This is a genomic window from Polaribacter sp., from assembly GCF_039939415.1.
Taxonomy (GTDB): Bacteria; Bacteroidota; Bacteroidia; order Flavobacteriales; family Flavobacteriaceae; genus Polaribacter.
In genome coordinates this window covers 63,448-85,987 of the sequence record NZ_JBDVJE010000006.1, presented here as the reverse complement: position 1 = coordinate 85,987, position 22,540 = coordinate 63,448, and the positions used below count along the sequence as shown (strand labels likewise).

At 29.2% G+C, this 22,540-nt stretch carries 22 protein-coding genes and 1 tRNA gene; 8 read left to right on the top strand and 15 right to left on the bottom strand.

The window, feature by feature from the left end:
* Window positions 1-56: 56 nt before the first annotated feature.
* From ABJG40_RS00800 to ABJG40_RS00785, 4 genes are all read right to left on the bottom strand, one after another.
* On the bottom strand, window positions 57-1,667 hold the full coding sequence (locus ABJG40_RS00800) for a 2-oxo acid dehydrogenase subunit E2 (RefSeq protein WP_348022670.1): 1,611 nt from the start codon (window positions 1,665-1,667) through the stop codon (window positions 57-59).
* 5 nt (window positions 1,668-1,672) lie between these two features.
* Entirely contained in the window at window positions 1,673-2,662 is a 990-nt protein-coding gene (gene pdhA, locus ABJG40_RS00795; RefSeq protein ID WP_348022669.1) for a pyruvate dehydrogenase (acetyl-transferring) E1 component subunit alpha, read from the bottom strand.
* A 130-nt stretch (window positions 2,663-2,792) separates the two neighbouring features.
* Window positions 2,793-3,458, bottom strand: coding sequence for a hypothetical protein (locus tag ABJG40_RS00790; protein ID WP_348022668.1), 666 nt, complete (start codon window positions 3,456-3,458; stop codon window positions 2,793-2,795).
* An 80-nt stretch (window positions 3,459-3,538) separates the two neighbouring features.
* On the bottom strand, window positions 3,539-4,207 hold the full coding sequence (locus tag ABJG40_RS00785; RefSeq protein WP_348022667.1) for a M15 family metallopeptidase: 669 nt from the start codon (window positions 4,205-4,207) through the stop codon (window positions 3,539-3,541).
* Between the two features lie 122 nt (window positions 4,208-4,329).
* Here ABJG40_RS00785 and ABJG40_RS00780 point away from each other — a divergent pair, with 122 nt between their 5' ends.
* Complete coding sequence (locus ABJG40_RS00780) at window positions 4,330-5,265, top strand: arginine deiminase-related protein (RefSeq protein WP_348022666.1); 936 nt, start codon at window positions 4,330-4,332, stop codon at window positions 5,263-5,265.
* A gap of 2 nt (window positions 5,266-5,267) precedes the next feature.
* A complete protein-coding gene (locus ABJG40_RS00775) occupies window positions 5,268-5,936 on the top strand; it encodes a PrsW family glutamic-type intramembrane protease (protein WP_348022665.1) in 669 nt (222 codons plus the stop codon).
* Between the two features lie 7 nt (window positions 5,937-5,943).
* Here the strand turns inward: ABJG40_RS00775 and pafA are convergent, their stop codons facing one another.
* Complete coding sequence (gene pafA / locus ABJG40_RS00770; RefSeq protein ID WP_348022664.1) at window positions 5,944-7,587, bottom strand: alkaline phosphatase PafA; 1,644 nt, start codon at window positions 7,585-7,587, stop codon at window positions 5,944-5,946.
* A 108-nt stretch (window positions 7,588-7,695) separates the two neighbouring features.
* Here pafA and ABJG40_RS00765 point away from each other — a divergent pair, with 108 nt between their 5' ends.
* The 4 genes from ABJG40_RS00765 (at window position 7,696) to ABJG40_RS00750 (ending at window position 10,955) form a co-directional block, all read left to right on the top strand.
* Complete coding sequence (locus tag ABJG40_RS00765; protein ID WP_348022663.1) at window positions 7,696-8,436, top strand: ABC transporter permease; 741 nt, start codon at window positions 7,696-7,698, stop codon at window positions 8,434-8,436.
* A 4-nt stretch (window positions 8,437-8,440) separates the two neighbouring features.
* Complete coding sequence (locus ABJG40_RS00760) at window positions 8,441-9,208, top strand: ATP-binding cassette domain-containing protein (protein ID WP_348022662.1); 768 nt, start codon at window positions 8,441-8,443, stop codon at window positions 9,206-9,208.
* A gap of 58 nt (window positions 9,209-9,266) precedes the next feature.
* Window positions 9,267-9,339: transfer RNA gene (locus ABJG40_RS00755), tRNA-Lys, on the top strand.
* Window positions 9,340-9,473: 134 nt separating this feature from the next.
* Entirely contained in the window at window positions 9,474-10,955 is a 1,482-nt protein-coding gene (locus ABJG40_RS00750) for a DUF389 domain-containing protein (protein ID WP_348022661.1), read from the top strand.
* A gap of 32 nt (window positions 10,956-10,987) precedes the next feature.
* Here the strand turns inward: ABJG40_RS00750 and ABJG40_RS00745 are convergent, their stop codons facing one another.
* From ABJG40_RS00745 to ABJG40_RS00730, 4 genes are all read right to left on the bottom strand, one after another.
* The gene (locus tag ABJG40_RS00745; RefSeq protein WP_348022660.1) at window positions 10,988-11,578 is read right to left on the bottom strand and encodes a SprT-like domain-containing protein; all 591 of its coding nucleotides are present in this window, start codon (window positions 11,576-11,578) and stop codon (window positions 10,988-10,990) included.
* A gap of 6 nt (window positions 11,579-11,584) precedes the next feature.
* Complete coding sequence (locus ABJG40_RS00740) at window positions 11,585-12,265, bottom strand: SDR family NAD(P)-dependent oxidoreductase (RefSeq protein ID WP_348022659.1); 681 nt, start codon at window positions 12,263-12,265, stop codon at window positions 11,585-11,587.
* A 68-nt stretch (window positions 12,266-12,333) separates the two neighbouring features.
* Window positions 12,334-13,854 (bottom strand): hypothetical protein, encoded by a 1,521-nt coding sequence (locus ABJG40_RS00735; protein ID WP_348022658.1) that lies wholly within the window; start codon window positions 13,852-13,854, stop codon window positions 12,334-12,336.
* A 42-nt stretch (window positions 13,855-13,896) separates the two neighbouring features.
* On the bottom strand, window positions 13,897-14,940 hold the full coding sequence (locus tag ABJG40_RS00730) for a glutaminyl-peptide cyclotransferase (RefSeq protein ID WP_348022657.1): 1,044 nt from the start codon (window positions 14,938-14,940) through the stop codon (window positions 13,897-13,899).
* A 261-nt stretch (window positions 14,941-15,201) separates the two neighbouring features.
* On the opposite strand from ABJG40_RS00730, the gene ABJG40_RS00725 reads away from it, so the two are divergent.
* Both ABJG40_RS00725 and ABJG40_RS00720 read left to right on the top strand, forming a co-directional pair.
* Window positions 15,202-15,453, top strand: coding sequence for a type B 50S ribosomal protein L31 (locus tag ABJG40_RS00725; protein ID WP_068363688.1), 252 nt, complete (start codon window positions 15,202-15,204; stop codon window positions 15,451-15,453).
* Between the two features lie 217 nt (window positions 15,454-15,670).
* On the top strand, window positions 15,671-17,176 hold the full coding sequence (locus ABJG40_RS00720) for an FMN-binding glutamate synthase family protein (RefSeq protein ID WP_348022656.1): 1,506 nt from the start codon (window positions 15,671-15,673) through the stop codon (window positions 17,174-17,176).
* 329 nt (window positions 17,177-17,505) lie between these two features.
* Here the strand turns inward: ABJG40_RS00720 and groL are convergent, their stop codons facing one another.
* The 6 genes from groL to ABJG40_RS00690 all read right to left on the bottom strand — a co-directional run bounded on the left by groL (window position 17,506) and on the right by ABJG40_RS00690 (window position 22,538).
* Window positions 17,506-19,137 carry a chaperonin GroEL gene (gene groL / locus ABJG40_RS00715; RefSeq protein WP_348022655.1) on the bottom strand — a complete coding sequence of 544 codons (1,632 nt, stop codon included), beginning with the start codon at window positions 19,135-19,137 and terminating at the stop codon, window positions 17,506-17,508.
* 105 nt (window positions 19,138-19,242) lie between these two features.
* On the bottom strand, window positions 19,243-19,518 hold the full coding sequence (locus ABJG40_RS00710; RefSeq protein WP_015481975.1) for a co-chaperone GroES: 276 nt from the start codon (window positions 19,516-19,518) through the stop codon (window positions 19,243-19,245).
* Window positions 19,519-19,696: 178 nt separating this feature from the next.
* On the bottom strand, window positions 19,697-20,029 hold the full coding sequence (gene secG, locus ABJG40_RS00705) for a preprotein translocase subunit SecG (RefSeq protein ID WP_348022654.1): 333 nt from the start codon (window positions 20,027-20,029) through the stop codon (window positions 19,697-19,699).
* A complete protein-coding gene (locus ABJG40_RS00700) occupies window positions 20,026-20,811 on the bottom strand; it encodes a hypothetical protein (protein WP_348022653.1) in 786 nt (261 codons plus the stop codon). The genes secG and ABJG40_RS00700 overlap by 4 nt, the downstream gene beginning before the upstream one ends.
* Window positions 20,805-21,311, bottom strand: coding sequence for an LptE family protein (locus ABJG40_RS00695; RefSeq protein ID WP_348022652.1), 507 nt, complete (start codon window positions 21,309-21,311; stop codon window positions 20,805-20,807). The genes ABJG40_RS00700 and ABJG40_RS00695 overlap by 7 nt, the downstream gene beginning before the upstream one ends.
* A gap of 3 nt (window positions 21,312-21,314) precedes the next feature.
* Window positions 21,315-22,538 (bottom strand): sigma-54 dependent transcriptional regulator, encoded by a 1,224-nt coding sequence (locus ABJG40_RS00690; RefSeq protein WP_348022651.1) that lies wholly within the window; start codon window positions 22,536-22,538, stop codon window positions 21,315-21,317.
* Between the last annotated feature and the right edge of the window lie 2 nt (window positions 22,539-22,540).

The following is a 22,540-nucleotide window of genomic DNA, read 5'->3' as shown; positions in this document are numbered from 1 at the left end:
ATAAAAAAAAGCTCGCAATTTGCGAGCTTTTTTTTATAAAATATAGTTTTTAAAAATTAAGCTAACATAGTAACTGGGTTTTCAATAAACGTTTTTAATGTTTGTAAGAATTGAGCACCAACAGCACCATCAACAGTTCTGTGATCGCAAGTTAATGTCAAGTTCATTGTATTACCAACAACTATTTGTCCGTCTTTAACAACTGGTTTTTGTACAATTGCACCTACAGATAAAATAGCAGAGTTTGGTTGATTGATAATAGAATTAAAATTCTGAATACCAAACATACCTAGATTAGAAACTGTAAAAGTACTTCCTTGCATTTCTGCAGGAGCTAATTTTTTGTTTCTAGCTTTTCCAGCTAAATCTCTAACACCTGCACCAATTTGAGTTAAACTTAAAGTATCAGTATGTTTAATTACTGGTACTAATAAACCATCGTCTACAGCAACTGCAACACCTACATGAATATGTTTGTGATACACAGTATTAGTATCTGTCCAAGAAGTATTTACTTGTGGGTGTTTTAACAAAGCCATAGCACATGCTTTAACAACCATATCATTAAAAGATACTTTAGTGTCTGGAATTGCATTGATGGTTTTTCTAGAAGCCATTGCATTATCCATGTCTACTTCAATATTTAAACTGAAATCAGGAGCAGTAAATTTAGAATTACCTAAAGATTTAGCAATTGCTTTACGCATTTGACTATTCTTAACTTCGTCAGATTTTTCAACTCCAGCAACTGGGGCAACAGACGCAACTTCTACTACTTGAGCAGCAGGAGTATAGTTTTCTATATCTTTTTTAATGATTCTTCCGTTTTCACCAGAACCATTTACGTCAGCTAAATTAATTCCTTTATCTGTAGCAATTTTCTTTGCTAATGGAGATGCAAATATACGTCCGTTAGAAGTATTGCTAGTAGTTGTAACAGGTTTGGTTTCTTGAGTCTTAGCAGCAGGTTTTGTTTCTTTCTTTTTAGCAGGAGCAGTTTCAGCAGCAGGCTTTTCAGCAGGAGCAGAAGCTCCACCATTAGCAATTAATGCAGATACATCTGTACCAGCAGGTCCAATAATAGTAAGTAAACTATCTACAGGAGCAGTTTCTCCTTCTTGTACACCAATATGTAAAATAGTTCCTTCGTAGAAACACTCAAATTCCATTGTTGCCTTGTCAGTTTCTATTTCAGCAAGTATATCTCCTTCTTCAACTGTATCTCCAACTTTCTTTATCCATGTTGCTACAGTACCATCGGTCATTGTATCACTTAAACGAGGCATTGTAATAATTTGAACTCCTTCAGGAATTGAAACTGCAGTAGAATTGCTTGTTTCAGGAGCAGCTTCTTCTGTTGCTTCTTCTTCAATAGTTTCTATTTTTGCAGGTTCTCCTCCACCAGCAATAATAGCAGAGATATCTTCACCTTCTTCACCAATAACAGCAAGTAATACATCAACAGGAGAAGTTTCACCTTCTTGTATGCCTATGTATAAAAGAGTACCTTCATAGAAAGACTCAAATTCCATTGTTGCTTTATCTGTTTCAATTTCAGCTAAAATATCACCTTCTTCAATTTTTTCACCAACACTTTTTAACCATTTTGCCACTACACCTTCTTCCATGGTGTCACTTAAACGTGGCATATTTATAATTGTAGCCATATATCTTAACTTATAAAAGGATAATCTTCTTGTTCATAAACCATGTCATACATTTGCTTTGGATCTGGGTAAGGAGAGTCTTCTGCAAATTGCTCACATTCTTTAACCATTGCTTTTACTTCTTTATCTGTAGCAGCAAGTTCTTCAGTTGTGGCGTATTTTTTTTCTAAAATGATATCTTTAACCTGAGTAATAGGATCAATTTTTTTGTATTCTTCTACTTCATCTTTAGTTCTGTAATGTTGTGCATCAGACATTGAGTGACCTCTATATCTATATGTTTTCATTTCTAAGAAAGTTGGTCCATCACCACGTCTTGCTCTATCTAAAGCTTCATCAACTGCTTCTGCAACTTTAATAGGGTTCATTGCGTCTACAGGTCCACAAGGCATTTCGTAACCTAAACCAAGTTTCCAAATATCATCATGATTTGCAGTTCTTTCTACAGAAGTACCCATTGCGTATCCATTATTTTCACAAATAAAAATAACTGGTAATTTCCATAACATTGCTAAGTTAAATGCTTCGTGTAAAGAACCTTGTCTTGCAGCTCCATCACCAAAACATGTTAAAGTAACTCCACCAGTATTGTTGTATTTATCACCAAAAGCAAGTCCTGCACCTAAAGGAATTTGTCCTCCAACAATACCATGACCTCCATAAAAACGAAATTCTTTAGAGAAAATATGCATAGAACCACCCATACCTTTAGAAGTACCAGTTTCTTTACCATATAATTCTGCCATTACACGTTTAGGGTCTTCTCCCATACCAATAGGTTGTACGTGATTTCTGTAGGCAGTAATCATTTTATCCTTAGTCAAGTCCATTGCATGCAATGCACCTGCTAAAATAGCTTCTTGACCATTATATAAATGTAAGAATCCTCTAACTTTTTGTTGTATGTAAACAGAAGCTAATTTATCTTCGAATTTACGCCAAAAAAGCATGTCTTTGTACCAATCTAAATAGGTTTGTTTGGTGATTTTTTTCATATTAGTAATATTGTTTGTTTAATCGTTTAAGCAGTTCTGAAATTCTACAATACGAGCTACAAAAATAACTGTTTTAAATAGAATAAAAAAACTAGATTCGTTTAATTTAAAACAAAATTTTAGAAGTGTGTTACTCTCTTATTATATGGGCTATTACCTTAGCACCTTTTGCAAGATGCCAAAGGTCTGAGAAAACTTCTTTTTTTTCATCGTCAAACATAGAGAAAGCTCCTGTGTTTGGTCTCATACTTCCTTCATCAATAGCAAGAATTTCTATTTTATTAAAACCTTTATCTAATGGGATTTCAATAGTTTTAGTTTTATGTTCATTAAATAAATAAAAACTAGTTAAAAATGTTTTGTCATTTTTTAAAATAGCAATCTTATCTCCATCTATTTTACTAAAATCAAAAGCGTTTAAATAAATAAATTTAGATTTAGTTCTAAAAACTCCAATATCTTTATCTATCATAGGCATTTGAATGGTGTTTTGTTCGATAAACTTTTGAAATTTAATTTTTCTCGCGAGTTCTTTTGTTATTACTCCTTTATTTTCAAAAGCTTTTTCTGCTTGCTGTTTTTTTTGTTTCTCTTTTTCTTTTTTATAAGCATCTTTAAAACCATTATTGTTATTCTTTAAGGAAGTTGGCTTTTTCGTAGATTTAGAGCTGTTTAATGTTATAGATTTTACTTTTATTTTTTCTTTTGATCCAGATTTATCATCTAATTGTGCAGACAACTGAAAAGTAGAGAAAATAAAAAAGGAAAAAATAAAAAGTTTATATTTTAATTTCATTAGATTAAATTATTCAAGAAATAATATACAAATATAGTGCCGATTTTTTGTAAGGATATATCTATTTTGTTAAAAAATATCTATTTTATGGGGAAATTAAAATATGTTTTTGGAAAAGGTTCGTTTTTTAGTGTAAAATGCCACCATTCATTATCATAGGGTTTAAACCCATTTTCGATCATTACTTTCCTTAAAAGCATTCTGTTTTTTCTTTCGATAATGCTAATTTTTTTATAAAACGGATGAGATTGTTCTCCAAAAAAGTCAAAAGGACTTCCCATATTAAGTTCTTCTCCAGTTTTTAGGTTAACAATAGTTAAATCTACAGTGCTACCTCTTGTATGGCCAGATTTAGAAGCTATATATCCTTGTTTAAATAATTTTGATTTTGAGACTTTAGGATAATATTTAGCTTTCATTAGGGTATCGTCTAAAACTTTAGCCCATCTTACAAAATGATTTACAGATTGTTGTGGTCTATATGCATCAAAAATTTTAAGACTTAATCCTTTTTTAATTAAAATTTGTTGTATTTTTTTTAATGCAATTGCAGTTTTATAAGTAACAATTACACGGTTTTTGTAATAACCATCTATAGGTTTTCCTATAAAATTATTATTATTTAAATAACGTAATTCTACTCGAATTGTTTTTTCAATACTGTCTAAATAAACAAATCCACTTGTAAGTTTTTGACCAAAAATGTTTGTGTAAAAACCAAGGATAAAAAAAAAGATTATTTTTTTCATATTGTAAAAATAAGAAAAAGAAATACAAACATTTTAAGTATGTTTTAAAATGTCTAAATAAAATTACAGATACTTTAGTAATTTAAAAAAAAGGCTACTTTTGTTTTAATAAAAAACATTAAATGAAGCAAACTACAAATACTATTTTAATGGTTCGTCCTGTAAATTTTAGGATGAATGAGCAAACTGCAGTTAATAATTATTATCAACATGAAATAGATAGTGTTCTACCTCTAACAATTAACACAAAAGCGCAAAAAGAGTTTAGTGATTTTGTTAAAAAAATACGCAGTTTTGGTGTCAGTGTAATTGTAGTTTCTGATAATAATGATTTTGATACTCCAGATTCTATTTTTCCTAATAATTGGGTTTCATTTCATGAAGAAGGTACAGTTGCAATTTATCCAATGTTTGCAGAAAATAGACGTTTAGAAAGAAGAGAAGATATTCTTGAAGTATTAGAAAATGAAGGTTTTTTAATAGAAAATATTGTTGATTATACATCTGCAGAACAACATGATGTTTTTCTAGAAGGTACAGGTAGTATGATTTTAGATAGAGAGCACAATAAAGCATATTGCGCCTTGTCTCCAAGAGCAGATGAAGAGTTATTTATAGAATTTTGCGAGGATTTTGAGTACACACCTATTGTTTTTACTGCAAACCAGACAGTTAATGGAAGTAGAGCAGCAATTTATCATACAAATGTTATGATGTGTGTAGCAGAAACCTTTGCAATTGTTTGTTTGTCTTCTATTGATGATAAGAAAGAGCGTAAAAATGTTTTAAAACATTTAAAAGAAGATGGTAAAAAAGTAATTGATATAACAGAAGAACAAGTAGCTAGTTTTGCTGGAAATATGTTGCAAGTAAGAGGTAATAATAATGAACGTTTTTTAATAATGAGTCAATCTGCTTTTGATTGTTTAACTTCTTCTCAAAAGGCTCAAATAGAGAACCATTGTAAAATTGTTTCTAGCCCTTTAAATACTATTGAATTTTGTGGTGGTGGTAGTGCACGTTGTATGATGGCAGAAGTCTTTTTACCCAAGAGATAAAAATGAATTTATTTTTACTAGCAATTTCACCAGCATTTATTGTAATTATTTACATTTATTTTAAAGATAAATTTGAAAAAGAACCCATTGGTTTTTTGTTAAAAAGTTTCTTTTTAGGTGCAATAGTAAGTATTTTAATAACAACTGTTTTAGGTTATTTTGCAGCAATAATAATACCTCTAACAGATAAAACAAGTGTTATACAGCAGTTTCTTAAAGCTTTTATAGTTGTAGCTTTGGTAGAAGAGTTTTCTAAATATGTAATTGTAAGATATTATGCCCAAAGAAATAAAGAATTTAATGAGCCTTTTGATGGTATAGTATATGCTGTAATTGTATCTATGGGCTTTGCTACTTTAGAAAATGTATTGTATGTATTTCAGTATGGAGTTTCAACTGGTATTACAAGAGCTTTTACAGCAGTACCTGCGCATGCAACATTTGCTATATTAATGGGGTATTTTATGGGGAAAGCAAAATTTTCTAAAAATAGAATTGCTTTAAACCTATCAGGATTGTTTTTAGCAACCTTATTTCACGGAGCTTATGATTTTTTTCTTTTTATAAACTTTATTTCAGGAATTTCTATAGGAGCTTTTATCTTTTTAATAATAGGAGTAATCCTATCAAGAAAAGCGATAAAAAAGCATCAAAATAGATCTGTTTTTTAAAGAATGATTATTTTTTTAGAACTTCCTTAATCACAACTCCATTTGTTCCATTTGGTGCTTCAATGTTTAATAAGTTAGCAATTGTTGGAGCAATATCTGTAATGTTATATTTTTTAGTAGTGCTTCCTTTATTGATACCATTACCATAAAAAATTACAGGCACATGGGTGTCATAAGAATATCCAGAGCCATGGCTAGTACCTGTTCTTCCTCTAATTAAAGTAGCAGGATTTGGTATCATTAATACATCTCCAGATAATTTTTGATTGTAGCCATTTTGAAGAGTATTTAATATACCTGATGAAAAATGAGTTGTTTGTAGGGTTCTTGCAGTAACTGCCTTGTAAATCCCATCAAAATTAATCACTTCATCAGCTAATTTTTGTGCAACAGTATTCACATCAAACCCTAATGATTCTATTTTTTGCTTATTTAAAAATATTTGATAATTAGAGATATTTTCAATCAAATCTGTTGAATTAAAATATTTCTTTGTGGTTTTTAAAACAAAGGTTCTAAAATTAGTGATATTTAAATAATGAGCAGGTATCTTTAAAGATTGTAAATATGCAGGAACATGCACAGCAGCATGATCTGCAGTTAAAAATAAGGTATAATTATCTTTACCAACCTGATTGTCTAAAAACATGAAGAAGTCTTCTAAATCTTTATCTAAACGTAAATAAGTATCTTCAGTTTCTATTGCAGAAACCCCATATTTATGACCAATATAATCTGTAGATGAAAAGCTAACTGCTAAAAAATCTGTATGGTCACTTTTTCCTAAGTTTTCACCAATTATGGTAGCTTTTGCAAAATCGGCTGTGAATGTGTTACCAGCAGGAACAGTTTTTATTAAATTAAAGTTTTTGTTTTTTTTGCGTAACGTTTTTAAGTCTTTAGGAAAAGTAGGTGATTTTTGCCCCGTTAGTTTTCCTTCAAAAATATTGTCATCACTTCTACTATTAACATAACTATTGATGTCATATAAAGTTTCCCATTTTTGATTTAAATATTCATCTGCTTTATTGTTTAGATTAAAGTCTTTAACCCATTGAGGTAGATTGTCCATGTAAAAACTACTAGTTATCCAAGTATTAAAGTTTTCTCCATCATACCAATAAGCTGCATTAGCAGAATGACCAGCAGGTAATATAGCAGAACGATCTTTAATAGAAACTCCAATTGTTTTACCTTTCATGTTTTGAGCTAAATGTAATTGATCTGTTATTGTTGATGTAAACAGTCTTTTTGGAGATTTTTTACCATTAACACTATTATTACCAACAGTTGTGTAAGTAGAATCATCAACACAGTAAATAGATTTCTTTATAAACTTGTCAAACCAATTATTAGAAATAATTCCATGTTCACTTGGTGTTGTTCCAGTATATATAGATGTATGTCCAACTGCTGTATAAGTAGGAATATAATTATAGTGGGCATTTTCTAAAGAAAAACCATTTTTTAAAATTCTATTAAAACCACCTTTTCTATACCTGTTAGCATATTTTGTTAAGTAATCATAGCGCATTTGATCGATTACAATACCCACAATAAGTTTAGGTTTTTTTTGTTCTTTTATTGCTGGTTTACAGTTGCTTAATAAAATTGTTAAACAAAAAAAACAAAAATGAAATTTCAATTTCATAACATTAGAATTAAATAATTAATCAAAAGTAATTATTTTTTATTTTGATATGCTCAATTTAACTATCAATTAATGATATTTTAATACTTTAGCATAAATTTTAAATAAATGAATTACCTAAAGCATATTGGTAAATATTTTATAATGTTAGGTAGAGTTTTTAAAAAGCCACAACGTTCAAAGGTTTTTTATGAAGCTTTAATGAAAGAAATAGAAGATTTAGGTTTAAAATCTTTAGGAATTATTATGTTTATTTCTTTCTTTATTGGAGGAGTTATAGCTATGCAAACTGCTCTAAATTTAGAAAATCCATTTATACCAAAATCATTAGTAGGTTTTGCCGCAAAACGATCTATAATATTAGAGTTCGCTCCAACTTTTTGTTCTATTATTCTTGCAGGTAAAGTAGGTTCTTATATAACCTCTAGTATTGGTACAATGCGTGTTACAGAGCAAATAGATGCTTTAGAAGTTATGGGGATTAATGCTTTAAATCATTTAGTGCTTCCAAAAGTTATAGCAACCGTTTTCTTTTATCCTTTTTTAATAACTTTAGGTATGTTTTTAGGTATTCTAGGAGGATGGGTTTCTGGCGTATTGTCAGGTCTTTTTTCTGGAGTAGATTATATAGAGGGAATACAAGCAGATTTTAAACCCTTTTTATTAGTCTATGCAATTATCAAAACTTTAATTTTTGCTTTTTTAATTGCCACAGTACCTTCTTATCATGGTTATTTTGTAAAAGGTGGTTCTATTGCTGTGGGTAAAGCAAGTACACAATCTGTAGTTTGGACAACAATTTTAATTGTAATAGCAAACTATTTCTTAACTCAAATGCTTTTAACCTAAAATAATGATAGAAGTTAATAATTTACACAAAGGTTTTGGAGATGTTAAAGTTTTAAAAGGGATATCAGCTACTTTTGAAGCAGGAAAAACAAGTTTAATTATAGGTCAAAGTGGTTCTGGTAAAACTGTATTTATAAAATCTTTAATTGGTTTGCACACACCAGAATCAGGAACAATTTCTTTTGATGGAAGGATAAATACAAAATTTACAAATAAAGAAAAACAAGCTTGGAGGCAAGAAATAGGAATGGTATTTCAAGGAAGTGCATTATTTGATTCTCAAACTGTAGAAGAAAATGTAATGTTTCCTTTAAAAATGTTTACAAAAAAGTCACACAAAGAAATGTTAGAACGTGTAAATTTTGTGTTAAAAAGAGTAAACTTAGAAAATTCAAATAAAAAATTACCTGCAGAATTATCTGGCGGAATGCAAAAAAGAGTTGCAATTGCAAGAGCTATTGTAATGAATCCAAAATATTTATTTTGTGATGAACCAAATTCTGGTTTAGACCCAAGAACTGCAATTGTTATTGATAATTTAATTCAAGAAATTACAGATGAATATAATATTACAACTGTAATTAATACTCATGACATGAATTCTGTTATGGAAATTGGAGAAAAAATAGTTTTTTTACAAAACGGAAAAAAAGCTTGGGAAGGTACTAGTGAAGATGTATTTAAAACTGATAATGAAGCGGTTGTCGATTTTGTGTATTCTTCTAATTTATTTAAAAAAGTTAGAGAAGCATATTTAAATGAAAAAAAATAAAAAAAAGTTGTTTTATTTAAAATAACTTGTATATTTGCACCCGCTAAGGCAAAAAAATGACCTGGTAGCTCAGTTGGTAGAGCATCTCCCTTTTAAGGAGAGGGTCCTGGGTTCGAGCCCCAGCCCGGTCACATCGAATGAAACTCTGTAATTTATTTTACAGAGTTTTTTTAATTTTATAACTATTCTTATTTCTTTTCGAATAAATTTTAAAATAGAAATCTGAACACTTTTTTTGTATCTTTCCATCAATAAAATTAATTTGATGGAAGATAAAAATTCTAATAAAGAATCTGTAGAGCAATCTAAACAAGAAATAAGAAATGAAGCTAAAGGACTGCTTTCTAGTATAAAAAAATATCTAAAAGAGCTTTTAGATTTTAGAGAAGATACAGATCATGAAGCTACAATGAATGCAATTAAAGCAGATATTCCTTTTAAAGGAGCTACTGCTTGGATTCTTATTTTTGCTGTATTTGTTGCTTCTATTGGTTTAAATGCAAACTCAACAGCAGTAGTTATTGGAGCCATGTTAATTTCTCCTTTAATGGGGCCAATTTTAGGAATTGGAAGCGCCTTTGCAATCAATGATATTGAAGTTTTAAAAAAATCGACAATAAGTTTAGCTACAATGATTGTATTAAGTTTATTAGCTTCTTTTGTTTTCTTTTATTTTTTTCCTTTAAGTGAAGATACTTCAGAATTACTCGGAAGAACAAAACCAGATATTAGAGATGTTTTAATTGCATTTTTTGGAGGGTTGGCACTAATGGTAGCAAGAACAAAAAAAGGAACAGTAGCATCTGTAATTTTTGGTGTTGCAATTGCAACAGCTTTAATGCCACCATTATGTACTGCAGGTTATGGTTTGGCAAAAGGGTTTTCTGGTGATGCTATTGGTTTTACATATGCGCTAGGAGCAATGTATTTATTTACAATTAATACCATTTTTATTGCCTTAGCAACATTTTTAGTGTTAAAATTATTAAGCTTTCCTATGCATAAATATGCTAATGCAGCTAAACGTAAACGTTATGCAACTATTGCAACTGTAGTAGGTATAGCAGTAATGATTCCTGCCGTTTACACTTTTATTAGTGCATTAGAAGAAGCACGTATAACAAATCAAATTAATAGTTATATTTCAAATGAAATAAAGAAAAACCCATCATTACAATTAATAGATTGGGAGCCTAGTTTAGGTAAAAAAGAATTGTTTCTAAATTTCTTTAATGAAGTTTCTGATGCTACAGAAAATGACTTAATAAATGAATTAACAAATAATCCATTATATCCTAATTTAAAAGATTTTAAATTAGAAATTAAAGGAAGTGATACAAAGAGTTTTAATTTAATTACTACTGCTTACAATGAAAAGAGACAAGAACTTCAAGAAAGTAAAAACATAATTGCAGGCCTACAAAAACAAATAGAAGACCTTCAAAATACAATTACAGGGTTAAATACAAGAATTGAAGAAGATGCTATAAATAAAAACCAAAAAGTAATAGCCTTTAGTAGAATTTCTAAGGATGCAAAAATTAGATATATTAATATTGAAGAAATTGGTTTTGCAAATGTATTATCTTCTAAAGATTTTATTAATATTGATACAATTCCGGTTGCAACCATAAAATGGAATTCACAATTACCAGACAGTATTATTTCTCCAAAAGAAAGAGAATTAAGATCTTGGTTACAGAAAGAAATGAATTTAGATACCCTTTTTATTAAGAGAGAAAATTAGATAAAAAAGGCTCTTGTATTGAGAGCCTTTTTTTATTTGTATAATTTTACTTCAACATTTTGATTAAATAAATAGACTCTGTTATTCGTTATATTTAAACATTCATATCTTGTTCTTCTTTTGTTTCCTCTTTGGTAGATTGTGTTTTTAAAGATAAATAAACTGCCAAATGGAATTTCGAAAATAAAATATTTTCCTTTTTCAGCTTCATTTCTTCTTAAAGCTAAAGATAAATTTACATCTGCATCTGTGCTTGCTTTTGGGTTTTTAAAATAATGTGCTAAAAATGGTAACATTTCTATAGGGTAAATTTCTGGTTGTAAAAAAGGCAACATTAAATGCTGAAAAACTGTTTTCCATTCTTTACCATGAGGTTGAACTTTACCAAATTTTTGATGGGTAACATGGTGTGCAATTTCATGTACAAGTGTTAGTAAAAATTGGTATTTGTTGAGGTTGTTATTAACCGTAATTTGAAACCTTCCGTTTGGTAAACTCCTAAAATCACCATGTTTGGTTTGTCTTTGATTAACAATTTTTAAATCAAATGAATGTTCATCAATTAAAAATTGGATAAAAGGAATTGCCTTTTCAGGAATATATTTTTGATATTCGGTATTCAAAAAAAATTATGGAGTGGTAGATGAAACTTGTAATACTTTTCCATTATAAAATTTATTTCCTGATAAAGAAAAATCAAAGATATAATTAGCCATTCCAGCAGCAGAAATTGGAGCTTTATAACCCGGAAAAACTTCTTCTAACATTTCTGTTTGTACAGCTCCTAAGGCTAAAACATTAAAAGCAATTTGCTGTTCTTTATATTCTTCTGCTAATAATTCAGATAGTGTTATAACAGCTCCTTTTGCAGATGAATAAGCTGCTAAACCAGGAAATTTTATACTTCCTTGAATTCCACCCATTGAACTTACGCTTACAACATGACTCCCTTTTGTCATAAAAGGAATCATTAATTTAGTAAGTTCTGCAACTGCAAAAACATTTACTTTATAAACTTCTAAAAAATCATCAGAAGATAAATCTGAAAAAGGTTTGTTTATTAATTTTCCAGCATTATTGATTAAAATATCAACTTGTTTCCAATTAGTTTTTACAAAGGTTGTTATTTTTTCTAAATCTGAGTTTACAGATAAATCAACAGAAATTATTGTAATGTTTTTATGATTATAATCCGTTAAAGGTTTTGTGTTTCTAGATAAAGCTAAAACCTTATGTCCTTTTTTAGCAAATTGTTTTGCTAATTCAAAACCAATTCCTCTACTTGTTCCTGTTATAACAATATTTTTCATTTGTAAAAATTTGAAATAGTAATCTACTTAATTGTTTTTATATATTTAAAGGTTTAGCTTTAAAACTATTATTCTTCTTTCTCAAATGTAATGTGTTGATAAGCTCCAATATCTGGAGTTGTACTTCTGTTAACTCCTAAAATATCTGTAGAAAAAGGTGTTGACTTTGCTTTGTTAATAGCATCAGATTCTTCTCCAATAATAAAATCATTTTTTTGAATATCTCTAAAATGAGAATTACCATTTAGAATAATATTCTGGTAAAAAGAAGAAGTGAAATCCATCTCAGTATTATCTTTATAAGAATCATTTGTATCAGTAAATTGAATCATAGAATTACTAATGTTGTAGTTAAATATACCTCCTGCATCAACATTGTCTAAAACTAATTCAATATTATTATTTCCATCAATAATACAATTGGTAAAGTTTGCAGCGTGTAAATTTCTAGTTTCAATTATTTCTTGTCCACTATCATCTGTATAGCTAAAAAAATTATTGACTAAAACTGCGGGTAATTGACGTATACTATTATTCCAATAATTAGCAAAAGTAGCGTGTGTAAAATTATATGTTCCACCAATTGTAGCAGCTAAAGAAGCTTGACCAGCATCTCCAATAACTAGGTTATGGGCTTCAATATTGGTTTCTCTTCCTAAAATTCCATAACTAGAATGGTTGTAAATTTCTGTGTTTTGTAACTTTAAAGTTGGAGTAGAGTGTGTACCAATACTATCAACCAAAATTCCAATAATTCCGTTTTTAATAATTGTATGATTTAGTTCATTATTTTTACTTCCTGCGCGCATCCAAATAGTTCCCCATTGACCTGCAGTTTCACTAAAAGAATACTCTAGTCTATCACCTTGAAAAATTACTTTTTCAGAAAGTGTTCCATTTACTTTTAAAGTAGCCTTGTCATCTACAATTAACCCAGAATTATCATGAAAGTAAATATTAGCACCAGCTTCAATGGTTAATGTTTTATTTGTGGGTACAGCTGCAAAACCATAAATAACTGTTGGTTTTGCTTTTGTAAATGTAAGTTCGCTATCGCTTAAAAAACGACCTTTTAAGGTTGTTGGTTGGCCATCTAAAGTAAGACTATCAATTTTCAATGTAACAGCATCTTTACCTGGAAAAATAAAGTTTGCATCTTGTACTAGAGTTACTAAATCTACATCTTGTTGGTTGTCTCCATTATCAAATAAAATTCTATCAGTATAAAGCGGATTTACAACATTATTTGCATCAATTGTGGTTTCAACAAAAACAAAAATACTGTCTTTGGCAAGTATATCTATGTTTGTAAATTCTTTTCCTGGAATTCCATCAACATTTAATCTGTAGTTAGAATTAGTCCCGTTTTCTAGTTGAATTGAAGGTATGGTAATAGCATTACTTCCACGATTATAAACCTTTAAATTATAGGTTGCAGAACCAATATTTGTAAAAATTGTATCTAGAAAAACAGTGTCTTTAGAAAATTGTAATTTTCCTAGACTTGGTTCTGTAGAAAAATCTTTTCTATTACAAGAACTTGTAGAAATAAGAATCACACAAACCAGTAAAGTCAACAAATATTTCATAAAATCAATTTTGTATAAAAATAGAACTTTTAATTAAATCAATTATTGTTTTTTAACCAATTCAATTTCAAATAATTTACCCCAGTTTTTTCCTGTAACAAAAAGTCTGTTGTTTTCAGCATCAAAAGCAATTCCGTTTAAAACTTCATCTTGCGGAACCAACTTTTGTGTTTTTTCCATTTCTTTTTTTAAAGACTTTAAATTTGCAATTCCCTCTACAATTCCAGTTGTTGGATCTATAATTACAATAGCGTTTTGCTGGTATTTATTCGCGTAGATTTTTCCATTAATTAATTCTAATTCATTTAAATTATCTACTGCATATTTATTGGTGTAGACTTGTATAGATTTTTGTTCTTTTAAAGTCTCAGGGTTTAAAAACCAAATTTTCTGTGTTCCATCAGATTTAATCAATTCAGTTTCATTATGTGTTAAACCCCAACCTTCTTTACTGTTGTTGTAAGCAAAATCTTTTTCTTGTTTAAAGGTTTCTAAATTGTAAATAAAACCTTTTTTAGCTTGCCAGGTTAACCAATAAATTTTATTATTAAAAATGGTCATTCCTTCTCCAAAATACTTTTTGTCTAAATCTATTTTTTGTAAAACTTTTCCGGTTTTAATTTCAACTTTTCTTAATGTAGATTGTCCTCTACGCCCAGTAGTTTCATATAAAAAACCATTGTAATATTCTAGCCCTTGAGTATATGCTTTTTTATCATGAGGATATTCATTTATAATGTTATAGTTATAAACTACAGGCGCTTTATTAGCAACAACCTCTATAAAACTATTTTCTTTTTTTGTTTTTTCTGGATAAAATACCAATGCAGAAATTTTATGTTTACCAACACCTAAATTTGAAGTGTTAATTGAAGCAGAGTTTCCTTCAGAAGAAATTTCTTTTCCGTTTATAAAAAACTGAACTTTATTTACAGGTTTGTCTTCCTTTTCTTTTAGTGTCACCTCAACATTAGAGTTTAAAGTAACTTGTTTTTTATGTTGTAAACTAAACTTATATACATCAGAACAAGAAGTTAGTAAAAACAAAAAGCAAAAAAACGATATTAAAACAGAATTATTCTTCATTATTAAATTATATTTCAAGGTATTAAAACGTAAATATTCAAAAAAAGGAGCAATAAAAACAACTTTTACCTATTAAAAGAAGCTTAAAATTGCATAATGTTTCAAAGATGCTAAATAAAATTAAAATATTTATTTGTAAATAGAAAAAATAGATTAAATTTGCATCCTCAAAATAGTAAATAACAACTATTTAGAGATTAGAGTAAGCTTTACCAACTTAACTCGCACAAACATAACATTAAAGTATTAAAATATAATAAAATGAAAAAAGGAATTCATCCAGAAAATTACAGAATGGTAGCGTTTAAAGACATGTCTAACGAAGATGTATTTTTAACTCGTTCTACTGTAGACACTAAAGAAACTTTAGAAGTTGATGGTGTAGAGTATCCTTTAGTAAAATTAGAGATTTCTAGAACATCTCACCCATTTTACACTGGTAAATCTAAACTTATTGATGCTGCAGGACGTATTGATAAGTTCAAAAACAAATACGCAAAATTCAAGAAATAAGTTTCTTAGAATTTTTACAATATTTAAAACTCCAACATTATTTGTTGGAGTTTTTTTCTTTTGGCGTTACCTTCTAGGTCGCGCTTTTCACTATATCTTTTCTTCATTCTTCAGAAAAGGATGCCGTTTCAATCGCTAACGCAACTTGTTTGCCAACATTTTTTATCATTTCAAACGAAAACCTTATTTTTAAAACCTATAAAAGACTTAAAAAAAAATGAGAAATACAATTCTTTTTGTTTTATTCTTAATAACAATTTTATGTGCATTATTAGTATACTTTATTGCTCAGTTGGGAACCTATATACTTCTTTCCATTTCAGGTTTATTAACAATTATTGCTATTTATGATAGTTTTCAATCTAAACATTCACTTTTAAGATCATTTCCATTAGTAGCTCGTTTACGTTGGTTGTTTGAAGAAGAAAGAGAAAAAATACAGCAATATTTTATAGAAGATAATTTAAACGGAACTCCAATAAACCGAGAAAAAAGAAGTATTGTATATCAAAGAGCAAAATTGCAAAAAGAAACCATTCCTTTTGGTACACAGCACAATGTATATGCTAAAGGATATGAATTTGTAAAGCATTCTTTATTTCCTAAAGACCACCATCATATAAAAGGAGAAAAAGTAGTTTTTGGTTCAGATAAATGTACTCAAAAATATGAAAGTTCTATTGTTAATATATCAGCTATGTCTTTTGGTTCATTGAGTAGTAATGCAATAATGGCATTAAACCAAGGTGCAAAAATGGGAGAATTTGCACATAATACTGGAGAAGGAGGGATTTCTCCTTACCATTTACAAGGCGGAGATTTAATTTTTCAAGTAGGTACTGGATATTTTGGGGCAGGAAAATCTGTAAACGGGAAACGTGTTTTTGATGACGAAATTTTTAAACAAAATGCCATTCGTCCAGAAGTAAAAATGATAGAAATAAAATTATCTCAAGGAGCAAAACCTGGTCATGGAGGAATTTTACCTGCAAAAAAGAATACAGAAGAAATTGCAAAAATTCGTTCTGTAGAACCAGGTACACAAGTAGATTCGCCACCAAGTCATTCTGCTTTTTCTAACTTTGATGAAATGATAAGTTTTATTCAAAAGGTTAGAGATTTATCTGAAGGAAAACCAGTTGGAATTAAATTTTGTGTTGGAAATAATGAAGAAATAAGACAAATGATTACGACTTTTGCTAAAGCAAAAAACTATCCAGATTTTATAGCGGTAGATGGAGGAGAAGGAGGTACAGGTGCAGCTCCCTTAGAATTTACCAATTATATTGGTACTCCTTTAATTGAAGGTTTGGTCTTTATAAATAAACTTTTAAAAGAACATAAATTAAAAAAGCACATTAATATTGTTGCTACTGGTAAAGCAGTAGATGCGTTTGATATTGTAAAATATTTAGCTTTAGGAGCAGATGCAATTGGAATAGCTCGTAGTTTTATGTTAAGTCTAGGTTGTATTCAAGCAAGAGAATGTAATTTAGATACTTGCCCAGTAGGGGTTGCAACTCAAGATGATGATTTAGTAAAAGCTTTAGTGGTAGAAAAGAAAAATACACGTGTAAAAAACTACCACAATAAAACAATTAAAGCCGTAAAAGAAGTTGTTGCTGCAATGGGGTTAGAATCTATTTCAGAGATAAAATCTAAACAAGTTTTTAGAAGACAAAAAGATGATGAGGTATTAAGTTTAGAAGAAATTTATTATTAAAATTTGATAAATTTATTTTTAAGAAGTAGTTGAGTATTTGTGTTCATTTTTTTAAATTTACGCTAGTTTTAGATAAGGTTTTAATGTATTTTTTATTCACAACTATAAACCTATTGATTATTGATTTATCGTGTTTGATTATTGAATTTACTTAATTTATTATAAATTCTGGAGTTTCAAATTAAATTATAATCTTTTTGTCTACGCTTTTTATAAATTTTATTCTTATTAAAAATTTTAATCGTAACATTATATTAGGATGAGAAATAAAAAAAACCAATAGTAAAAGAACTATCGGTTTTTTTATACATATAATTTATGAGTTAAAATTACATCATTCCTGGCATTCCACCACCCATTGGAGGCATAGCAGCAGGAGTATCTTCTTTAATGTCTATTAAAGCACATTCTGTAGTTAAAATCATTCCAGCAACAGAAGCAGCATTTTCTAAAGCAACACGAGTTACTTTTTTAGGATCGATAATACCTGCATCTAACATGTTTACATATTGATCTGATTTTGCATCGTAACCAAAGTCTTTTTTGCCTTCTAAAACTTTGTTGATAACAACAGAACCTTCACCACCTGCATTTTCTACAATTGTTCTCAAAGGAGATTCAATTGCTTTGTTAACAATTTGTACGCCAGTTGTTTCATCTAAATTATCAGTAGCTAATTTTTCTAAAACTTTTTTAGCTCTTACTAAGGCAACACCACCACCAGCAACAATTCCTTCTTCAACTGCAGCTCTTGTAGCATGTAAAGCGTCGTCAACTCTGTCTTTCTTTTCTTTCATCTCTACTTCAGAAGCAGCACCAACATATAAAACAGCAACACCACCAGCTAATTTAGCTAAACGTTCTTGTAGTTTTTCTTTATCGTAATCTGAAGTTGTAGTTTCTATTTGAGATTTAATTTGACCAACTCTTGCTTTAATAGTATCTGCATTTCCAGAACCATTTACAATTGTTGTGTTGTCTTTATCTATAGTAATACTTTCTGCAGTACCTAATAAATCTAAAGTTGCGTTTTCTAATGAGAATCCTCTTTCTTCAGAAATTACTGTTCCACCAGTTAAAATTGCGATATCCTCTAACATTGCTTTTCTTCTGTCTCCAAAACCAGGTGCTTTTACAGCAGCAATTTTTAAACCACCACGTAATTTGTTAACTACTAAAGTAGCTAAAGCTTGTCCATCAACATCTTCAGCAATAATTAATAAAGGTCTACCTGATTGAGAAACTGGTTCTAAAATTGGAAGAATTTCTTGTAAGTTAGAAATCTTTTTATCGAATAATAACACATAAGGATTTTCTAAATCTGCAATCATTTTATCTGCATCTGTAACAAAATAAGGAGATAAATAACCTCTATCAAATTGCATACCTTCTACAACATCTACATAAGTATCTGTTCCTTTTGCTTCTTCTACAGTAATAACTCCTTCTTTACCAACTTTACCAAAAGCAGTTGCAATTAAATCACCAATAACTGCATCATTATTTGCAGAAATAGAGGCTACTTGTTGAATTTTATCAGAAGAGTTACCAACTTTTTGAGTTTGTTTTTCTAAATCAGCTACTATTGAAGTTACGGCTTTGTCAATACCGCGTTTTAAATCCATAGGATTTGCACCTGCAGCAACATTTTTTAAACCTTCTTTTACAATTGCTTGAGCTAAAACTGTAGCAGTTGTAGTTCCGTCTCCAGCTAAATCATTTGTTTTAGAAGCAACTTCTTTTACCATTTGAGCTCCCATGTTTTCAAGCTCATTTTCTAATTCTACTTCTTTTGCTACAGAAACACCATCTTTAGTAACAGTTGGTGCTCCAAAAGATTTAGAAATAATAACGTTTCTTCCTTTTGGTCCTAAAGTTACTTTTACTGCATTTGCTAGCGCATCAACTCCACGTTTTAAGCCATCTCTTGCTTCGATATCAAATTTTATGTCTTTTGCCATTTTTATTGTTTTTTAAGCTTTTGCCTTTAGCTGTTTGCTATTGGCTTAGTAAATTAATAATTTTAGTTATTGCTAAAAGCTGTTTGCTAATAGCTAAAAATAATTTTAAATAATTGCTAAAATGTCGCTTTCACGCATCATTAAATAATCTTTACCTTCTAACTTTAAATCTGTTCCTCCGTATTTACCATATAAAACAGTATCTCCAACTTTTACAGTTAAAGGTTCGTCCACCTTACCATTACCTACAGCTACAACGGTTCCTTTTTGAGGTTTTTCTTTTGCGTTATCTGGTATAATTAATCCAGATGCTGTTTTTGTTTCTGCTGGAGCAGGTTCTACAAGAACTCTGTCTGCTAAAGGTTTAATGTTTAATCCCATTTTTATATTTTTTTGATAATTAATTTATTGTTTACTTGCAGTAAATAGTCAGAAATTGTGCCAATACATTAAAACTGACATTTTTACTTTGATTGATTATTTTTACTGATTTTTATGCATAAAAAAAATGCCAACGTGTCATTTTCGTTGGCATTTTTAAAAATTTTATTACTAAAGCTTATTTTAAGCTATCGTTTGTGGTTGGTGTAGTGTTTTCAACAGGTGTAGTTGTTTCAACACCTTCTAGTGTGTTGTTTAACTGAAAATTGTTATCACCACTTCTTGGAATTGCAAAGTTTGCTAATAAAATTAATGCAAACATAGCAATAGCTAATGTCCAAGTTGTTCTGTCTAAAAAGTTGTTTGTGTTTTGTACACCACCTAAAGATTGTGCTCCACCACCACCAAAAGAAGAAGATAATCCTCCACCTTTAGGGTTTTGTACCATAACAATTAAGATTAAAGCAACTGCTACAATCAAAATTAGAATTAAAAATGCTGTATAACTCATGATTTATTTTTTTGTAAAATTTGTATTCTTTTTATTTGGTCTGCAAAGAAACCACTTTTTTCTGGATATTTCAAACTTAAAATTCGATAAGCTTGTATTGCGTTTTCATACTTTTTTTGTTCTAAATAAACCTTTGCCAAGGTTTCTGTCATTAAAGATGAATCTTGTTGGTTTTTTAAAATAGGTACCACCACTTTTTTATCCTTTGCTAAAGGTTTAATTTTGGGGTTGTTTTCTATAAAGGTATTAATGAGTTCTTCTGTTTTTAAAGATTTCTCAATAATTTCTTTAACTACTGTTTTTTGTGCTTTTCTGAGAATAGGTTTTCTTGTAGATAATTGCAACCATTCTCCAAAAGAATGACTTTCTGTAGATGAAAAAGAGATTGGTTTTCCTAATTCTAACTCTTTTATTACTTCTTTAGTCTCTTCTGCTTCGGTTGTTTTTTCTATAGATGTTTTTGTAGTTATTAATTGTTTTTTTGTTAAGTTTTCTTCAGAAATTTTTTCTGATATTTTATGATGAATATCTTCTGGAATGTTTTTAAAATCTTTGTTAGTAACGTAATTAAATAAAACAGTTCTGTCTGTTGTATAAGATGCAGTTATTTTTAATTCATTATTATACTTAAAACTATCTTGATTTTTTAATCCTTTTAAATAAAGAGCTCTAGCAGATTGAAAATAAGGAAATTCTTCAATGATAGATTTTAATTCGGCAGTTTCTACTTGCAGAATATTTTGCTTTTTTTCTAATATGTCTATAAATTTTGAAACTACCATTCTCCAACAGAAGCATTAAATATATCTTGTGTTAATCTATCCATAATTTCGTCTAAAGCAGCTTCTAAAATACTTCCTGTAAGTTGTGAGTCAGCAGCATAATCTGAATAAAAAGAAAATTGTTTTTCAAAATCTTTTTTTTCATCTTTTTTATTAATATATCTTACATTTACTGTAACCGTAAGTCTGTTTTGAGCTGCTGTTTGATCTGAAGTTGCACTCATAGGTGTAACTCTATACCCTGTAATTTCTCCACTAAAATACAAATCGCCATTAGATTTTACAGTAGTTAAGTTTGTTTGGCGAGTAAATAAATCTGTTAAATCGTTTGTAAAACGTTGGCTTAAAGTTGGCTCTACTAAAGGTGCTTGATTAGGGAAAAAATCTACTTGTAAAGTTTTTGCATCACCTGTACTTCCTCCTGTAAAAGAATATGCTCCACAAGAAATAAGTACTAATGTGGTAATTGAAAAAAGGATAATAAATTTAATTTTTTTCATAAATTATAAATCGTATTGTTTAATTTTTCTGTATAGAGTTCTTTCTGAAATTCCTAGTTCTTTTGCAGCTAATTTACGTTTATTACTGTTTTTCTCTAAAGATTTTTTTATCATTTCGATTTCTTTATCTTGTAAAGATAAAGATTCATCTTCTTCAATAGTCTCAATAAAATCATAATCTTTTTTTTCTGAAGTATTTTGTGGGATATTTAATACTTCGATATTATTTTCTTGAGATTCTTTTTCTCTGTATATTTTTTCTATTAATTGATTGTGCTCTTCTTGAACCTCTTCTATGTTTCCACTTTTCATTAAGTCTAGCGTCAACTTTTTTAAATCATTGATGTCATTACGCATATCAAACAATATTTTATACATAATATCACGCTCAGTAGAAAAATCATTTTCTTTTTTACCACCAATTACTGCAGGTAAATTTCCATTATTATTAGGTAGGTATTGTTGTAATTTTGAAGCAGTAATATTTCTTTCTTCTTCTATAACAGAAATTTGTTCTGCTAAATTTTTAAGTTGACGGATGTTTCCAGGAAACCGATAATTTAATAATAGGTTTATTGCGTTTTCATTTAAACGAATTGAAGGCATTCTGTATTTTTGAGCAAAATCTGAAGCAAATTTTCTAAACAGTAAATGAATATCATCATTACGTTCTCTTAATGCAGGTAAATGAATTTCTACGGTACTTAATCTGTAATATAAATCTTCTCTAAACTTTTCTTTTTGTATTGCAGATTGCATATTAACATTAGTTGCAGCTACAATTCTAACATCTGTTTTTTGTGTTTTAGATGAACCTACTTTTATAAATTCTCCGTTTTCTAAAACACGCAATAAACGTACTTGTGTAGTAAGAGGCAATTCACCTACTTCATCTAAAAAAATAGTACCACCATCAGCAACTTCAAAATAACCTTTTCTATCTTGTGTTGCACCTGTAAAAGAACCTTTTTCATGTCCAAATAATTCGCTATCTATTGTTCCTTCTGGTATTGCGCCACAGTTTACTGCAATGTATTTTGCGTGTTTTCTATGTGATAGTGAGTGTATGATTTTAGGAATACTTTCTTTACCAACCCCACTTTCTCCAGTAACTAAAACAGAAATATCTGTAGGTGCAACTCTTACAGCTTTTTCTAAAGCCCTATTAAGTTGTACATCGTTACCAATAATTCCAAAACGTTGTTTTATTGCTTGTAAGTTTTCCATAG

Bases quoted from the DNA above. Each gene is read 5' to 3' on its own strand.
- ABJG40_RS00750 (WP_348022661.1), top strand. From the start codon at position 9,474: ATGGAAGATAAAAATTCTAATAAAGAATCTGTAGAGCAATCTAAACAA.
- ABJG40_RS00790 (WP_348022668.1), bottom strand. From the start codon at position 3,458: ATGAAATTAAAATATAAACTTTTTATTTTTTCCTTTTTTATTTTCTCT.
- pafA (WP_348022664.1), bottom strand. From the start codon at position 7,587: ATGAAATTGAAATTTCATTTTTGTTTTTTTTGTTTAACAATTTTATTA.
- ABJG40_RS00785 (WP_348022667.1), bottom strand. From the start codon at position 4,207: ATGAAAAAAATAATCTTTTTTTTTATCCTTGGTTTTTACACAAACATT.
- ABJG40_RS00725 (WP_068363688.1), top strand. From the start codon at position 15,202: ATGAAAAAAGGAATTCATCCAGAAAATTACAGAATGGTAGCGTTTAAA.
- ABJG40_RS00735 (WP_348022658.1), bottom strand. From the start codon at position 13,854: ATGAAATATTTGTTGACTTTACTGGTTTGTGTGATTCTTATTTCTACA.
- ABJG40_RS00690 (WP_348022651.1), bottom strand. From the start codon at position 22,538: ATGGAAAACTTACAAGCAATAAAACAACGTTTTGGAATTATTGGTAAC.
- ABJG40_RS00730 (WP_348022657.1), bottom strand. From the start codon at position 14,940: ATGAAGAATAATTCTGTTTTAATATCGTTTTTTTGCTTTTTGTTTTTA.
- secG (WP_348022654.1), bottom strand. From the start codon at position 20,029: ATGAGTTATACAGCATTTTTAATTCTAATTTTGATTGTAGCAGTTGCT.
- pdhA (WP_348022669.1), bottom strand. From the start codon at position 2,662: ATGAAAAAAATCACCAAACAAACCTATTTAGATTGGTACAAAGACATG.
- ABJG40_RS00780 (WP_348022666.1), top strand. From the start codon at position 4,330: ATGAAGCAAACTACAAATACTATTTTAATGGTTCGTCCTGTAAATTTT.
- ABJG40_RS00720 (WP_348022656.1), top strand. From the start codon at position 15,671: ATGAGAAATACAATTCTTTTTGTTTTATTCTTAATAACAATTTTATGT.
- ABJG40_RS00710 (WP_015481975.1), bottom strand. From the start codon at position 19,518: ATGGGATTAAACATTAAACCTTTAGCAGACAGAGTTCTTGTAGAACCT.
- ABJG40_RS00800 (WP_348022670.1), bottom strand. From the start codon at position 1,667: ATGGCTACAATTATAAATATGCCACGTTTAAGTGACACCATGGAAGAA.
- ABJG40_RS00765 (WP_348022663.1), top strand. From the start codon at position 7,696: ATGAATTACCTAAAGCATATTGGTAAATATTTTATAATGTTAGGTAGA.
- ABJG40_RS00775 (WP_348022665.1), top strand. From the start codon at position 5,268: ATGAATTTATTTTTACTAGCAATTTCACCAGCATTTATTGTAATTATT.
- ABJG40_RS00695 (WP_348022652.1), bottom strand. From the start codon at position 21,311: ATGAAAAAAATTAAATTTATTATCCTTTTTTCAATTACCACATTAGTA.
- ABJG40_RS00740 (WP_348022659.1), bottom strand. From the start codon at position 12,265: ATGAAAAATATTGTTATAACAGGAACAAGTAGAGGAATTGGTTTTGAA.
- groL (WP_348022655.1), bottom strand. From the start codon at position 19,137: ATGGCAAAAGACATAAAATTTGATATCGAAGCAAGAGATGGCTTAAAA.
- ABJG40_RS00700 (WP_348022653.1), bottom strand. From the start codon at position 20,811: ATGGTAGTTTCAAAATTTATAGACATATTAGAAAAAAAGCAAAATATT.
- ABJG40_RS00760 (WP_348022662.1), top strand. From the start codon at position 8,441: ATGATAGAAGTTAATAATTTACACAAAGGTTTTGGAGATGTTAAAGTT.